The following is a 13,253-nucleotide window of genomic DNA, read 5'->3' as shown; positions in this document are numbered from 1 at the left end:
TTTCTATAGGTGTGTTCCATGCAATGTGGGCATATACCCGAGTTTCAATAGCAGCGACGAAATTTCCTACTAAATTCGTCGGCTAATCGACAGGGTGAACTTTTACGGACGGTCTATCCTCACAACCCAGACAGCTAAAAAACACACAGGCGCGGCTTTCGCGCCGAATCTTCAGGAGGCAGACATGGCTATCATCAAGAAAGCATCGGCTCATTGGGAAGGTGACCTGAAAACCGGTATCGGCTCCATCTCCACGGAAACCGGTGTGTTGCGCGAAGCGCCCTATGGCTTCAAGGCACGATTCGAAGGCGGTAAGGGTACCAACCCCGAGGAGTTGATCGGCGCGGCCCATGCCGGCTGTTTTTCCATGGCCTTTTCGATGATCCTCGGCGATGCCGGGCTCAAGGCCGACAGCATCGACACCAACGCCGAAGTGACCCTGGACCAGGTCGAGGGCGGTTTTGCGATCACGGCGGTCAAGCTGGTGCTCAAGGCGAAAATCCCCGGTGCCAGCCAGGCGCAATTCGACGAGCTGAGCAAGAAGGCCAAGGAAGGGTGTCCGGTTTCCAAGGTGTTGAACGCTCAGATCACCCTGGATGCAACGCTGGTGAGCTGACGCATGAAAGGATCGCAGCCTTCGCTGGCGCTGCCGAAGGCTGCGATTTTATTGAAGGCGGTCGAGCTGTTTACCCTGGCGCAATTATGATCGAATGAAGCCCGCAGTTTCAGCGCACAGGCAGTGCGCGCTGCCATGAGGAATTCGAACATGAAACGATCAGCCCTGGTGGTCATCGGCTGCGCATTCGCTGCATCAGCCCTTGCCGCACCCAAATCCTGTGAAGAGCTGAAAGCGGAAATCGAAGCGAAGATCCAGGCAAATAACGTATCGTCCTACACACTGGAAATCGTCACGAATGATGAAGTCCACGACCAGAACATGGTGGTGGGCACTTGCGAAAACGGCACGAAGAAAATCATTTACCAGAAGAACGACCGCTAGGGCGTCCTATGGAACGCAGTTGACTTGTCGCTCTTCGGCCACGATTTGACGCTTGGCGTCATAGAGCCGGGCGCTGGGTGTGAATGCCAGGTTGCGAGCCTCCAGCCGATAGCGTTGGCCGGCCTCGAAATGGTCGTAACGCACGAGCATGTAGCACAGCCGTTCTTGCGGTTCGGCTTGCATGCCCAGGCCACCGCCACTGAACACTTCGAAGTCAAAGCGCACTTTCAATTCGTGGCTGCCCGGCGAAACCTGAAAGATCCGTCCGTCTCGCAATCGCTGGCCGTCCAGGCTTTCAGCCATCAGCATTTTGCCGCCCGGCATGGGGGTCGCGAAATCAACCCACGCCATGTTCGGGTCGACCTGGGGCAGCGGGCTCGTTGCACAACCGCTCATGGAGACCAGAGCCAGTAACAGCAGGGATAAGCGCATCGTGAATTTCCTTAAAACCGGACACTGAGCATAGCGCCAATCACGTTTGTTGGCAGCCCGCCGGCGTACCTTGCCCCACCACTTTGCGCTGCTGATCGTACAGCTTGGCCCAAGGTCGGAAACCAATGCTACCGGCCTGTAGCTGGTAACGCTGGCCGGCGTTGAAGTCCGTGAATTTCAGGTTCAACCGGCAATCGCGCCACAGCGGCTCGGCATCCGGGCCGATGTTGCCGGGTTCGACGGCAAATTGATAACGCACCGTCAGCTCATGGCTACCGGGTTGCACTTCGAAATAACGCCGGTCAATGGACACCTTGTCATCGACTTCCAGCGCTTGTAGCGCGGTGTCCTGCTGGTTTCCCAGGTCGATCCACGCTTGGGAGGGATCAGGATCAGGCAAACCGGCGCAACCGGTCAGCAGCAACAGGCCACTCGTCAGCATCAACACGCGCATAGCGAAGCTCCAGGCAAGCGAGATAGTCTTGGAGGCAGACTTCCCAGGGTGATTCCAATTGATCAGGCCGCGTTCAAGCCGTCGGTTACTCGACCGTGTTTTCCAGATTTTGTTTCCAGGCCTTCTGCTTTTGTTACTGAACGGTTGCAGTAGCGCCGGTTACTACAGCCAGCTCGTCGGCGGGCAGCTGCGGTTGTTGCAGGCCCGAGAGCCTATCGACCAAGTCATCGCCGACCCCGCCCGCGATACCCAACTCAGGGCACATCTGGCCAAGGCGCGCGAGGCACGGGCGTTTGCCAGCGATCACTTGCATTTACCGGACAATCGAAGCTATCGCCTGTACGCCGACATTGGCCGGCCGTTCGTCGTCTGGAATGTCTTCGCCACGCCAGAGTTTTCCCTGGCGCCGCAGAATCATTGCTTTCCCATTGCCGGTTGCGTGGCTTATCGCGGTTATTACAGCCAGGGCGCGGCCCGTGGCGAGGCCGCGCTGCAGCGCTTGCAGGGCATGGACGTGGCGATTGGCGGTGTAGAGGCTTATTCGACGCTGGGCTGGTTCAACGATCCGATCCTGAGCTCGATGATGCACTGGGGCGACGAACGCCTGGCGACGCTGATCTTTCATGAACTGGCGCACCAGCGGTTTTATGTGAAGGACGACACCGAATTCAATGAGTCCTTCGCCACCTTCGTTGAACAGGAAGGCACCCGGCAATGGCGTGCCAGTCGTGGGCTGGCGCCGGATAACGGCAAGCGGGTGCGTCAGCGCGATCAATTCATCCAACTGATCCTCGACACGCGCCAACGCCTGGAAACCCTCTACGCCCAGCCCCTGACAGCCGAACAGATGCGCCAACGCAAAGCGGCGGAATTCGAGCGCCTGCGTGCCGACTATGTGCAAATGCGCGACACCCAGTGGGCAGGCGACAAACGTTACGACGCCTGGGTCTACGCGCCACTGAACAATGCGCGATTATTGCCGTTCGGGCTGTACGACCAATGGGTGCCGGCGTTTGCGGCGCTGTTCAGGCGGGAGGGCGGTGATTGGGTTGCATTTTATGCGGCGGTGGAAAAGCTGGGCGAATTGCCGATCGAAGAGCGCAAAGCGGCCTTGAAGGTCTTGGCGCAGCCGAAGACTTCAGCTGACTAGGCGGATGTCATCGCGAGCAAGCTCGCTCCCACATTGGAACTGCGTCAAGCCTGATGGCATGTACAGCGACGAACAAGTGTGGGAGCGAGCTTGCTCGCGATGACGACAGTACCGACACCATTGACGCAAGCTGGCCCACCGCTATCGCGAGCAAGCTCCATACATTGGATGCCTGGCCACAGCCAGCAACCCCGCACAAAAAAGGGCATACCGATTCATCGGTATGCCCTTTTGATTGCCGCTTTCTTCCCCCGACCGAGGTACTCGTAGCAATTATGGGTTGACGCTTTCTTTCAAGGACTTGCCTGGTTTGAAGGCAACGGTGTTGCTGGCCTTGATCTTCACCGGCTCACCGGTCTGTGGGTTTTTGCCAGTGCGGGCGCCGCGATGGCGTTGCAGGAAAGTGCCGAAGCCCACCAGGGTAACGCTGTCCTTGCGGTGCAGGGCGCCGGTGATTTCTTCCAGGACGGCGTTGAGGACGCGGTTGGCTTGTTCTTTGGTGAGGTCTGCTTTTTCCGCGATAGCGGCGGCGAGTTCTGGTTTACGCATGAATGAAGCCCCTTTGACGGTTTTTTTGTTGTTATGTCCGTGCTGTTCTCTTTGGAACAGCCCCTAAGGCGCCGCAGGCTCTACTCTGCGGCAGACGGAAGTGAGGATGGCACGGTGCCGAAAACGGCGCCAGTGTCCGGGCGACCTTTGTGGGACCAAAAGTAGGGTTTTTGCGACAGAACGACCAGTATTTACGCCAGCAGGGCTGGAAGCTCCTTGTTCAGCCCCAGTTTCTCCATCACCGCCGTGCCTGTCAGGGCGTAGCCCAACAGGTTGCCTTGAACGTCGCGGCACAGCGCCTTGATGTCCGCCCCCTGCCCTTCAACGCTCCACACGCCCTCGCGGCCTCGCGGTGGCGGCGACACCACCAAGGGGCACACCGGGGTTTTTACGGTGATCGGCATGGGGCCGTAGCTGACGGCAGTCGGGTTGCCAGCCAGGGTTTGGGCCAGGGCCCGGGCGCAGCTCATCAGCGGCATGACATACAGCAGGTTCAAGCCGTCGACCTCGGCGCAGTCGCCCAGGGCGTAGATATTGGCGTGAGAGGTCTTCAAGTGACGGTCGACCACGACGCCACGGTTGACCACCAGGCCGGCCGCGGCTGCCAGGTCGATACGGGGACGCAGGCCGATGGCCGAGACCACCAGGTCGCAGGCGATCACCTGGCCGTCGGACAAATGCGCCTCCAGACCGTCGGCGACCTTCTGCAAGCGGTTAAGCACAGGGCCCAAGTGGAAGCGCGCACCGAGGCTTTCCAGCCCGGCCTGGACTGCTGCCGCGGCGGCCGGGTGCAGCAGCGTCGGCATGACCTGCTCGCACGGTGCCACCAGTTGTACTTCGTAGCCACCCAGGCTGAGGTCGTTGGCAAACTCGCAGCCAATCAGGCCAGCACCCAGCAGCAACACCCGACGCTTGCCTGCCGCCGCGGCCCTGAAGCGTGCGTAGTCCTCCAGGTCGTTGATGGGGAAGATCAAGTCCGCTCCATCGCCCTGTACCGGCACGCGCACGGTTTCGGCGCCCCAGGCCAGGATCAGGTCGCGGTAGTTCACCGCCTCTTCGCCGATCCACAGCCGTTTGTGGCCCGGATCGATGCCGCTGATGCGGGTATGGGTGCGCACCTCGGCCTTGAGTTGCTCGGCCATGGCCCCCGGCTCGGCCATGCTCAGGCCGTCGGCGTCTTTGTTCTTGCCAAAGCCTGTGGAGAGCATCGGCTTGGAATACGAGCGACCGTCGTCCGCGGTGATCAGCAGCAACGGGGTTTCGCTGTCGAGCTTGCGAAACTCCCGGGCCAGGTTATAGCCGGCCAGGCCTGTACCGACGATGACGACAGGTGCGCTCATGCTGCTCTCCATTTGATGAAACGATCAGTTGATTTCGATCATCTCGAAATCCATTTTGCCGACGCCGCAGTCCGGGCACAGCCAGTCTGCCGGTACGTCTTCCCAGCGGGTGCCTGGCGCGATGCCATCGTCAGGCCAGCCGTCAGCTTCGTTGTAGATCAGGCCGCAGACGATACATTGCCACTTCTTCATTCCAGTACTTCCTCAAGATGTCAGGCCTTGGCCGGTATTTTCCGGCTCAGGGCCGTTTTGTACTGATCGGTTGCGACAGATGCAAGCACGATCAGCAGGGCAGCCGGCCGGGCCCGTCAAAACCCGCGACCGACATGGTAAGCTCGCGGCCTCATTTGCTGCCATTCAAGACCTCTGTGCCGCATACAAATTCGATATTTCCTACACTCCAATGGCTGCCCCAGCACCTGCTGTCGCCCCGCCCCGATGCGGGTGTACTCGATTGGCTGTTCGACGAAGGCTCCCTGACCCGGCGCCTCACGCGCCTGTCGGACGGCCATTTCAGCGTGACGCCGCTGTTCGAAGGCTGGCAGCCGTTGCGCGCCGACGAATGTGCCGCCCTGGACCTGGCCGAGGGCAGCGAGGGCTGGGTACGCGAAGTGTATCTGCGCGGCCGCGGCCAGCCTTGGGTGTTCGCCCGCAGTGTGGCGGCGCGCAGCGCCTTGCAGGGTGACGGGTTGCAAATGGACGAACTGGGCAGCCGCTCCCTGGGCGAATTGCTGTTTTGCGACCAGGCGTTCCAGCGCCGGGCCATCGAGGTTTGCCATTACCCCGAGGCCGGGTTGCCGGAAAACGTCCGCGCCAGCGGGCTGTGGGGTCGCCGTTCACGTTTCGATCGCGGTGCGTTGAGCGTGCTGGTGGCGGAAATCTTCCTGCCACGCTTGTGGACCGTCGCCCGCGCCTATTCGGAGAATGTTTGATGTACGTGCAACTGCTCAAATCCTTGAATCGCCTGAATCCACGGGCGTGGGACTTCGTGCAACTGACCCGTATGGACAAGCCCATCGGCATCTACCTGCTGCTGTGGCCGACGCTGTGGGCGTTGTGGATTGCCGGCGAAGGCGCGCCGTCCATCGCCAACCTGGTGATTTTCGTCCTTGGCGTAGTGCTGACCCGCGCCGGCGGCTGTGTGATCAATGACTGGGCCGACCGCAAGGTCGACGGCCACGTCAAACGCACCGAGCAGCGCCCGCTGGTGAGCGGCAAGATCAGTTCGAAAGAAGCGCTGGTGTTCTTCGCCATGCTGATGAGCGTGAGCTTCCTGCTGGTGCTGTGCACCAATGCACCGACCATCCTGTTGTCCCTCGGGGGCCTGGCGCTGGCGTTCAGCTACCCGTTCATGAAGCGCTATACCTACTACCCGCAAGTGGTGCTGGGGGCGGCATTCTCCTGGGGCATGCCGATGGCGTTCACTGCCGAAACCGGGCATCTGCCCGCGGCCGCGTGGTTGCTGTACATCGCCAACCTGCTGTGGACGGTGGGCTACGACACCTATTACGCAATGACCGACCGGGACGATGACTTGCGCATCGGCGTGAAATCCACGGCGATCCTGTTTGGCGATGCCGACCGGGTGATCATCCTGACGCTGCAAGGCCTGGCCTTGGGCTGCCTGCTGCTGGCCGGGTCGAAATTCCAGCTGGGGGGCTGGTTCCACCTGGGGCTGGTGGCCGCTGCCGCGTGCTTTGCCTGGGAGTTCTGGTACACCCGTGGCAGGGACCGGATGCGTTGCTTCCAGGCGTTCCTGCACAACCATTGGGCCGGACTGGCGATTTTTGTGGGGATTGTGCTGGATTACGCCCTGAGGTGATTGCAAACCTGTGGGAGCGAGCTTGCTCGCGATAGCGGTAAGTCATTCAAGGATGATGTCGGCTGACAGACGCCTTCGCGAGCAAGCTCGCTCCCACACGGGTTTTAGCCATTACTTGGCCTTGGCAACTTTCCAGGCGCCATCCATTTTACCGTCGCCGGTCATGTCTCCGGCCTTCTTGTCCATCACGAAGGTATACAGCGGCATGCCCTGATAGGCCCACTGCATTGAGCCATCATCCCGCTTGATCACGGTCCAGTCACCCATGGATTTATCACCCGCCTCAGCCATCAGCGGTGGCCAATTGGCCGCACACTTGTCATTGCAAGCCGACTTGCCGGCCGAGTCCTTGGCGAAGGTGTAAAGCGTCATGCCCTTATGGTCGGTGAACATGCCGTCCTTCTCCATCGCAGGATCGGCTGCCATCGCCAATCCAGGCAGCGTCAGGGCAGCAGCCATCAATAGAGCTTTGAAAGAAACAGTCATTTGTTTCATGGAAACCTTCTTGTGTGGTTGTCAGGATTCGGACTGAAAAGCGTAGCCCAGGATCCCCCTCGCTGCCGGGTCATGAAATAACTGTCACACGACTGCAATAATTCCGTTATCTAATGCGGCGCAAGACAGTTAAATGACAAGAGGATTACCCCATGGTTGGCAGGAGCATTCTGATCGTCGACGACGAGGCACCCATCCGCGAGATGATCGCCGTTGCGTTGGAGATGGCCGGCTATGACTGCATGGAAGCAGAAAACTCTCAACAGGCCCATGCCATCATCGTCGACCGCAAGCCCGACCTGATCCTGTTGGACTGGATGCTGCCCGGCACGTCAGGCATCGAACTGGCGCGACGCCTCAAGCGCGACGAGCTGACCGGGGATATCCCGATCATCATGCTCACCGCCAAGGGCGAAGAGGACAACAAGATCCAAGGCCTGGAAGTCGGCGCCGACGACTACATCACCAAGCCGTTCTCCCCACGGGAACTGGTGGCGCGCCTGAAAGCCGTGCTGCGCCGCGCCGGGCCGACCGATGGCGAAGCGCCGATTGAAGTCGGTGGCCTGCTGCTCGACCCGATCAGCCACCGCGTGACCATCGACGGCAAACCCGCCGAGATGGGCCCGACCGAATACCGCCTGCTGCAATTCTTCATGACTCACCAGGAACGTGCCTACACCCGCGGCCAATTGTTGGACCAGGTCTGGGGCGGCAACGTCTACGTCGAGGAACGCACCGTGGACGTGCACATCCGGCGCCTGCGCAAGGCCCTCGGCGATGCTTATGAGAATCTGGTACAAACCGTGCGCGGCACCGGTTATCGTTTTTCGACCAAGGCCTGATCCGAGCCCTTACCGCCCGACAAGCTGACAAGGACGCGCGTCACGTGAATCAAAACTGGCATGGCACCCTGATTCGCCACATGTTGTTGCTGGTGACCGGCTGTTTGCTGATCGGCCTGATCAGCGGTTACTACGGCTGGAGCCTGGCCGCCGGGCTGGGGCTGTACCTGGCCTGGACCCTCAAGCAATTGCTTCGCCTGCATGAATGGCTGCGTCTGCACCAACCCGACGAAGCCCCACCCGACGGCTATGGCCTGTGGGGTGAGGTGTTCGACAGCATCTACCACCTGCAACGGCGCGACCAGCGCGTTCGCGGACGCCTGCAGGCGGTGATCGACCGAGTCCAGGAGTCCACTGCCGCGCTGAAAGACGCGGTGATCATGCTCGACAGCGACGGCAACCTGGAGTGGTGGAACCGCGCCGCCGAGACCCTGCTGGGCCTCAAGACGCCCCAGGACAGCGGCCAGCCGGTGACCAACCTGGTGCGTCATCCGCGCTTCAAGGAATATTTCGAGCAAGCCAACTACGCCGAGCCGCTGGAAATCCCTTCGCCCACCAATGATCGGTTGCGCATCCAGTTGTACATCACCCGCTACGGCAACAACGAGCACTTGATGCTGGTGCGCGATGTCACGCGGATCCATCAGCTGGAACAGATGCGCAAGGATTTCATCGCCAACGTTTCCCACGAACTGCGCACGCCGTTGACGGTGATCTGCGGTTACCTGGAAACCCTGCTCGACAACGTCGAGGAGGTGAACCCGCGCTGGAGCCGGGCCTTGCAGCAGATGCACCAACAAAGCGGGCGCATGCAGACCCTGCTCAACGACTTGTTGCTGCTGGCGAAGCTGGAAGCCACCGATTACCCGTCGGACAACCAACCCGTGCCCATCGACGACCTGCTGCAAACCATTGCCGAGGATGCGCAGGAACTGTCCGGCCCCAAGCAGCAGACCATTACCCTGGAAGCCGACCCGACCGTGCAGCTCAAAGGCAGCGAGGCGGAACTGCGCAGTGCGTTTTCCAACCTGGTGTTCAACGCGGTCAAGTACACACCGGAGCAAGGTCGGATCCACGTGCGCTGGTGGGGCGATGAGCAAGGCGCGCACCTGAGCGTGCGCGATTCGGGCATCGGTATCGACAGCAAGCACCTGCCGCGCCTGACCGAACGCTTCTACCGCGTCGACTCCAGCCGCAACTCCAACACGGGAGGCACCGGGCTGGGCCTGGCCATCGTCAAACACGTCCTGCTGCGCCATCGCGCCCGCATGGAAATCAGCAGCGTACCCGGCCATGGCAGCACCTTTACCTGCCATTTCGCCCCGGCCCAGGTGGTTCGCGCACGCCTCGACCGCCCCGCTGATTGAGCACGCCCCCTAGGCAATCGCCGAGTCAGCCGCTACATTGACTGACTTGCGCCTGCCTTTTCGGGCGCCCATTTCCAATTCCTACGACTATTCGGAACCCGCAAAACCCCATCATGGACCCTTCCCCTGGCTTGTCCCTCGTCACACTCTTCGCCGAATTCGGCATGATTCTTTTCGCTCTGATCCTGGTTTTGCTCAACGGCTTTTTCGTTGCGGCCGAATTCGCCATGGTCAAGCTGCGCTCGACCCGGGTCGAAGCCATCGCCGAGCAGAACGGCTGGCGCGGGCACATCCTGCGCACCGTCCACAGCCAGCTCGACGCTTACCTGTCTGCGTGCCAACTGGGTATCACCCTGGCGTCCCTGGGCCTGGGCTGGGTCGGCGAGCCGGCGTTCGCCCACATCCTCGAGCCGTTGCTGGGCGCGGTCGGCGTACAGTCGCCAGAAGTGATCAAGGGCGTGTCGTTCTTCACCGCATTCTTCATCATTTCGTACCTGCACATCGTGGTCGGTGAACTGGCGCCCAAATCCTGGGCCATTCGCAAACCCGAGCTGCTGTCGCTGTGGACCGCCGTGCCGCTGTACCTGTTCTACTGGGCCATGTACCCGGCGATCTACCTGCTCAACGCCAGTGCCAACGCCATCTTGCGCATCGCCGGCCAAGGCGAACCCGGGCCCCATCACGAACACCATTACAGCCGCGAAGAACTGAAACTGATCCTGCACTCCAGCCGTGGCCAGGACCCGAGCGACCAAGGCATGCGCGTGCTGGCCTCGGCCGTGGAAATGGGCGAGCTGGAAGTGGTGGACTGGGCCAACTCCCGGGAAGACCTGGTGACGCTGGAGTTCAACGCGCCGCTCAAGGAAATCCTGGCGATGTTCCGGCGCCACAAGTTCAGCCGTTATCCGGTGTATGACAGCGAGCGCCAGGAGTTTGTCGGCCTGCTGCACATCAAGGACCTGCTGCTGGAACTGGCGGCCCTGGATCACATTCCCGAGTCGTTCAACCTGGCCGAACTGACCCGGCCGCTGGAGCGGGTGTCGCGGCACATGCCGCTGTCGCAGTTGCTGGAGCAGTTCCGCAAGGGCGGCTCGCATTTCGCCCTGGTCGAGGAAGCCGACGGCAACATCATCGGCTACCTGACCATGGAAGACGTGTTGGAAGTGCTGGTGGGCGACATCCAGGACGAACACCGCAAGGCCGAACGCGGCATCCTGGCCTACCAACCGGGCAAGCTGCTGGTACGCGGCGACACACCACTGTTCAAGGTCGAGCGCCTGCTGGGGATCGACCTGGACCACATCGAAGCCGAAACCCTGGCCGGCTTGGTCTATGAAACCCTCAAGCGCGTGCCGGAAGAGGAAGAAGTGCTGGAAGTCGAAGGCCTGCGGATCATCATCAAGAAAATGAAAGGGCCGAAGATCATCCTGGCGAAGGTGTTGATGCTCGATTGAGTCGTTGACTGAAGGTCGGCGGTGCTGCCTTCGCGAGCAAGCTCGCTCCCACAGGGGATCGCATTTCGGCCTGGAACAGCCAGCCCCTGTGGCGAGGGAGCAAGCTCCCTCGCCACAAAAGCTCCTTTGCTTGTGCAGAGGCTACTGCTTGCCCAACGCAAAGTTGGGCAAGTCGCCCACCGGTTGATTGAACTGGTAGGGAATCGACACCAGCCCCAACCCGGTATTGCGCTGCACCACGAAATGCAGGTGCGGGCCTGAGCTGTTGCCGGTATTACCCGATAACGCCAGCGGCGTGCCCACCCCGACCCGCTGCCCTTCCCGTACGCTCACCGAACCCTTCTGCAGGTGCAGGTAGACGCCCATGGTGCCGTCATCGTGCAGCACTCGCACGAAGTTGCCCGCGGGGTCGTCCCCGCGGCCGGTCTGCTCGTTTTCGGTCTTGATGACCACGCCGCCCCGCGCGGCGATGATCGGCGTACCCACGGGCATGGCGATGTCCATGGCGTAGCGGTTCTTCGGGCCGTAATGGCTGTATTGGCCGTTGGCCCCCTGGCTCAGCCGGAACGGCCCGCCGCGCCAAGGCAGCGGGTACCGATAGGCCTCGGCGGCACCTGCAGGGTCGCCCAGGGAATATTCGAACCTTGGGGTATAGACCAGCGGCCTGCCCGGCCGGGTGGCCGTGAGCAGCGCCAGGCGCAGGTTGCTGCGCGCCGGCAGCACTCGACGAATCGGCCGGCTCGGCGCGCCGCTGACGTTGCGCAGCCCGGCGAAACTCAACTCGATCTCCACCGGTGCATACAGATCGTTACGCACGAACACCGCGTCCGCGCCGTTCTGTTTCTTGATATCCAGGAACACCTGGCGCTCCAGGCGCTCGACCATCCGGTCGCGGAACACGAACACCTGGGCGCCCTTGCTGGGGCGGTCGCTATAGGACACCACGCCATTGGCATCGGTGGATTTGTAGATCGTCATGGCCACGGCCGAGGTGGAGGCCAGGACAAGACCACAGGCAAACAGCAGGGGTACGAGCATGGGCAAAGGTTCTGTCGAAAATGAAGGCCTGCACAGCAGCCTAGCAGCTGGGATGGACCAGCGTAGTCGACGGATGTTTCAAAATTGGATCAGCGATCGGTGTTGGATCTTATGGCCCCATTGCGAGCAAGCTCGCTCCCACACTCGATCCAGTGAACACTGAAGATCCCCTGTGGGAGCGAGCTTGCTCGCAATAGCGGACTCAAAGGCGCCGCCGGATCAGGCGCCCGGCACGAAGTGTTTCTGCGCCGTGCCGCGGGCGATCAGGCGAGAGATGTAATCGAGTTTCTGCGGGTCTTTGTCGACGAAGCGGAACGTCAGTTGCAGCCATTCGCTGTCGGGCGTTTGCTCATGGGCGACGATGGCGTGCAGGTAGCCGTTGAGACGAGCGGTTTCGGCATTGTCGCCCTGCTCCATGTCCAGCACCGCGCTTTCGAGCACTTGTGGCAGGGTGTCGGTGCGCTTGACCACCAACAGCGCTTCCTTGAGGCTCAGAGCCTTGATCACGCATTGCTGGGTGCCGCTGGACAGGCGCAACTGGCCTTGGCCACGGTTGGTCGTCGGAGCGGCAGCTGCCGGTGCCTTGACTGGAGGGCTGTTGAGCAGTCCACGGGACGGGGCAGCTGCGGGAGCGGGAGCGGCGGCCGGCTTGGCAAACGGGTTCGCCGCAGGCGCCGAAGCAACAGCCGCAACCGGAGCCTTATTGCCCGTCAGGGCGCTGAGGGAATCATTACCGAACGCCGAGTTCATCTTGGTCGGGGCACTGTTCATCAGCGTGTCGAGCTTGCCGACCTTGTGCAAGGCCTGCTTGACCTTGGTCAGCAACTGTTCGTTGGTGAAAGGCTTGCTGACGTAGCCGGAAACGCCGGCCTGGATCGCCTGGACCACGTTTTCCTTGTCGCCGCGGCTGGTAACCATCACGAAGGGCATGCCCTTGAGGGTATCCTGCTGGCGGCACCAGGTCAGCAGTTCCAGGCCGGACATCTCCGGCATTTCCCAATCGCACAGCACCAGGTCGAATGCCTCGCGAGCCAGCAGGGCCTGGGCTTTCTTGCCGTTCACCGCGTCTTCGATACGCACGCCCGGGAAGTAGTTGCGCAGGCACTTCTTCACCAGGTCACGAATGAACGAAGCATCGTCCACGACCAACACACTGACCTTACTCATCCAGATACACCTCTAAAAAATCCCGGCAAGCATACCGCTTTTACTGATGGCATATTGCCAAAAAAACCGTCAGTCACGCCGGGACTTTTCGTTCGCGGGGCGCTGCTTTCGATTAAAAAAAATCCAAAAAAAAAGCCCGACCA

General features: G+C 61.0%; 17 protein-coding genes. 8 read left to right on the top strand and 9 right to left on the bottom strand.

Annotation, left to right across the window (positions count from 1 at the left end):
* Nucleotides 1-184 precede the first annotated feature (184 nt).
* Nucleotides 185-616 carry an OsmC family protein gene (locus AB7M32_RS05170; protein WP_072411216.1) on the top strand — a complete coding sequence of 144 codons (432 nt, stop codon included), beginning with the start codon at nt 185-187 and terminating at the stop codon, nt 614-616.
* Here AB7M32_RS05170 and AB7M32_RS05165 read toward each other — a convergent pair.
* A complete protein-coding gene (locus AB7M32_RS05165) occupies nt 583-768 on the bottom strand; it encodes a hypothetical protein (RefSeq protein WP_158457665.1) in 186 nt (61 codons plus the stop codon). The two genes, AB7M32_RS05170 and AB7M32_RS05165, sit on opposite strands and share 34 nt — an antisense overlap.
* On the opposite strand from AB7M32_RS05165, the gene AB7M32_RS05160 reads away from it, so the two are divergent.
* On the top strand, nt 767-1,000 hold the full coding sequence (locus tag AB7M32_RS05160) for a DUF1161 domain-containing protein (protein WP_003196417.1): 234 nt from the start codon (nt 767-769) through the stop codon (nt 998-1,000). The two genes, AB7M32_RS05165 and AB7M32_RS05160, sit on opposite strands and share 2 nt — an antisense overlap.
* Before the next feature lie 6 nt (nt 1,001-1,006).
* Here AB7M32_RS05160 and AB7M32_RS05155 read toward each other — a convergent pair whose 3' ends face one another.
* Both AB7M32_RS05155 and AB7M32_RS05150 read right to left on the bottom strand, forming a co-directional pair.
* On the bottom strand, nt 1,007-1,432 hold the full coding sequence (locus tag AB7M32_RS05155; RefSeq protein WP_060739799.1) for a PA0061/PA0062 family lipoprotein: 426 nt from the start codon (nt 1,430-1,432) through the stop codon (nt 1,007-1,009).
* Nucleotides 1,433-1,472: 40 nt separating this feature from the next.
* Entirely contained in the window at nt 1,473-1,886 is a 414-nt protein-coding gene (locus AB7M32_RS05150) for a PA0061/PA0062 family lipoprotein (RefSeq protein ID WP_454249268.1), read from the bottom strand.
* A gap of 58 nt (nt 1,887-1,944) precedes the next feature.
* On the opposite strand from AB7M32_RS05150, the gene AB7M32_RS05145 reads away from it, so the two are divergent.
* On the top strand, nt 1,945-3,036 hold the full coding sequence (locus AB7M32_RS05145) for an aminopeptidase (protein WP_454249267.1): 1,092 nt from the start codon (nt 1,945-1,947) through the stop codon (nt 3,034-3,036).
* 273 nt (nt 3,037-3,309) lie between these two features.
* Here AB7M32_RS05145 and AB7M32_RS05140 read toward each other — a convergent pair whose 3' ends face one another.
* From AB7M32_RS05140 to AB7M32_RS05130, 3 genes are all read right to left on the bottom strand, one after another.
* Nucleotides 3,310-3,585 carry an HU family DNA-binding protein gene (locus tag AB7M32_RS05140; protein ID WP_060739802.1) on the bottom strand — a complete coding sequence of 92 codons (276 nt, stop codon included), beginning with the start codon at nt 3,583-3,585 and terminating at the stop codon, nt 3,310-3,312.
* A gap of 191 nt (nt 3,586-3,776) precedes the next feature.
* Entirely contained in the window at nt 3,777-4,925 is a 1,149-nt protein-coding gene (locus AB7M32_RS05135; RefSeq protein WP_454249266.1) for an NAD(P)/FAD-dependent oxidoreductase, read from the bottom strand.
* A gap of 24 nt (nt 4,926-4,949) precedes the next feature.
* Nucleotides 4,950-5,117, bottom strand: a complete 168-nt coding sequence (locus AB7M32_RS05130) for a rubredoxin (RefSeq protein ID WP_003177199.1) — start codon at nt 5,115-5,117, stop codon at nt 4,950-4,952.
* A 176-nt stretch (nt 5,118-5,293) separates the two neighbouring features.
* On the opposite strand from AB7M32_RS05130, the gene AB7M32_RS05125 reads away from it, so the two are divergent.
* Both AB7M32_RS05125 and ubiA read left to right on the top strand, forming a co-directional pair.
* A complete protein-coding gene (locus tag AB7M32_RS05125; RefSeq protein WP_454249265.1) occupies nt 5,294-5,857 on the top strand; it encodes a chorismate--pyruvate lyase family protein in 564 nt (187 codons plus the stop codon).
* Entirely contained in the window at nt 5,857-6,747 is an 891-nt protein-coding gene (gene ubiA, locus AB7M32_RS05120; RefSeq protein ID WP_454249264.1) for a 4-hydroxybenzoate octaprenyltransferase, read from the top strand. The genes AB7M32_RS05125 and ubiA overlap by 1 nt, the downstream gene beginning before the upstream one ends.
* Nucleotides 6,748-6,858: 111 nt before the next feature.
* Here the strand turns inward: ubiA and AB7M32_RS05115 are convergent, their stop codons facing one another.
* Nucleotides 6,859-7,242 (bottom strand): COG4315 family predicted lipoprotein, encoded by a 384-nt coding sequence (locus AB7M32_RS05115; protein WP_072411205.1) that lies wholly within the window; start codon nt 7,240-7,242, stop codon nt 6,859-6,861.
* Nucleotides 7,243-7,394: 152 nt separating this feature from the next.
* Here AB7M32_RS05115 and phoB point away from each other — a divergent pair, with 152 nt between their 5' ends.
* The 3 genes from phoB (at nt 7,395) to AB7M32_RS05100 (ending at nt 10,905) form a co-directional block, all read left to right on the top strand.
* Nucleotides 7,395-8,084, top strand: a complete 690-nt coding sequence (gene phoB, locus AB7M32_RS05110; RefSeq protein WP_003177195.1) for a phosphate regulon transcriptional regulator PhoB — start codon at nt 7,395-7,397, stop codon at nt 8,082-8,084.
* 80 nt (nt 8,085-8,164) lie between these two features.
* A complete protein-coding gene (phoR, locus tag AB7M32_RS05105) occupies nt 8,165-9,451 on the top strand; it encodes a phosphate regulon sensor histidine kinase PhoR (protein ID WP_256573828.1) in 1,287 nt (428 codons plus the stop codon).
* Between the two features lie 113 nt (nt 9,452-9,564).
* Entirely contained in the window at nt 9,565-10,905 is a 1,341-nt protein-coding gene (locus AB7M32_RS05100) for a hemolysin family protein (RefSeq protein ID WP_014335895.1), read from the top strand.
* A gap of 141 nt (nt 10,906-11,046) precedes the next feature.
* Here the strand turns inward: AB7M32_RS05100 and AB7M32_RS05095 are convergent, their stop codons facing one another.
* Together AB7M32_RS05095 and AB7M32_RS05090 are read right to left on the bottom strand one after the other, a co-directional pair.
* Nucleotides 11,047-11,943, bottom strand: a complete 897-nt coding sequence (locus tag AB7M32_RS05095; RefSeq protein WP_060739807.1) for a peptidoglycan DD-metalloendopeptidase family protein — start codon at nt 11,941-11,943, stop codon at nt 11,047-11,049.
* Nucleotides 11,944-12,162: 219 nt separating this feature from the next.
* Nucleotides 12,163-13,110 carry a response regulator gene (locus AB7M32_RS05090; RefSeq protein WP_454249263.1) on the bottom strand — a complete coding sequence of 316 codons (948 nt, stop codon included), beginning with the start codon at nt 13,108-13,110 and terminating at the stop codon, nt 12,163-12,165.
* Nucleotides 13,111-13,253 lie beyond the last annotated feature (143 nt).

The sequence above is a fragment of the Pseudomonas sp. R151218B TE3479 genome (genome assembly GCF_053629195.1).
The sequence above is the reverse complement of the archived record's forward strand: the minus strand, read 5'-3'. Positions and strand labels throughout refer to the sequence as shown.

Coding starts and splice junctions, on each gene's coding strand:
- AB7M32_RS05170 (WP_072411216.1), top strand. CDS start 185: ATGGCTATCATCAAGAAAGCATCGGCTCATTGGGAAGGTGACCTGAAA.
- AB7M32_RS05160 (WP_003196417.1), top strand. CDS start 767: ATGAAACGATCAGCCCTGGTGGTCATCGGCTGCGCATTCGCTGCATCA.
- AB7M32_RS05165 (WP_158457665.1), bottom strand. CDS start 768: ATGTTCGAATTCCTCATGGCAGCGCGCACTGCCTGTGCGCTGAAACTG.
- AB7M32_RS05155 (WP_060739799.1), bottom strand. CDS start 1,432: ATGCGCTTATCCCTGCTGTTACTGGCTCTGGTCTCCATGAGCGGTTGT.
- AB7M32_RS05150 (WP_454249268.1), bottom strand. CDS start 1,886: ATGCGCGTGTTGATGCTGACGAGTGGCCTGTTGCTGCTGACCGGTTGC.
- AB7M32_RS05140 (WP_060739802.1), bottom strand. CDS start 3,585: ATGCGTAAACCAGAACTCGCCGCCGCTATCGCGGAAAAAGCAGACCTC.
- AB7M32_RS05135 (WP_454249266.1), bottom strand. CDS start 4,925: ATGAGCGCACCTGTCGTCATCGTCGGTACAGGCCTGGCCGGCTATAAC.
- AB7M32_RS05130 (WP_003177199.1), bottom strand. CDS start 5,117: ATGAAGAAGTGGCAATGTATCGTCTGCGGCCTGATCTACAACGAAGCT.
- ubiA (WP_454249264.1), top strand. CDS start 5,857: ATGTACGTGCAACTGCTCAAATCCTTGAATCGCCTGAATCCACGGGCG.
- AB7M32_RS05115 (WP_072411205.1), bottom strand. CDS start 7,242: ATGAAACAAATGACTGTTTCTTTCAAAGCTCTATTGATGGCTGCTGCC.
- phoB (WP_003177195.1), top strand. CDS start 7,395: ATGGTTGGCAGGAGCATTCTGATCGTCGACGACGAGGCACCCATCCGC.
- phoR (WP_256573828.1), top strand. CDS start 8,165: ATGTTGTTGCTGGTGACCGGCTGTTTGCTGATCGGCCTGATCAGCGGT.
- AB7M32_RS05100 (WP_014335895.1), top strand. CDS start 9,565: ATGGACCCTTCCCCTGGCTTGTCCCTCGTCACACTCTTCGCCGAATTC.
- AB7M32_RS05095 (WP_060739807.1), bottom strand. CDS start 11,943: ATGCTCGTACCCCTGCTGTTTGCCTGTGGTCTTGTCCTGGCCTCCACC.
- AB7M32_RS05090 (WP_454249263.1), bottom strand. CDS start 13,110: ATGAGTAAGGTCAGTGTGTTGGTCGTGGACGATGCTTCGTTCATTCGT.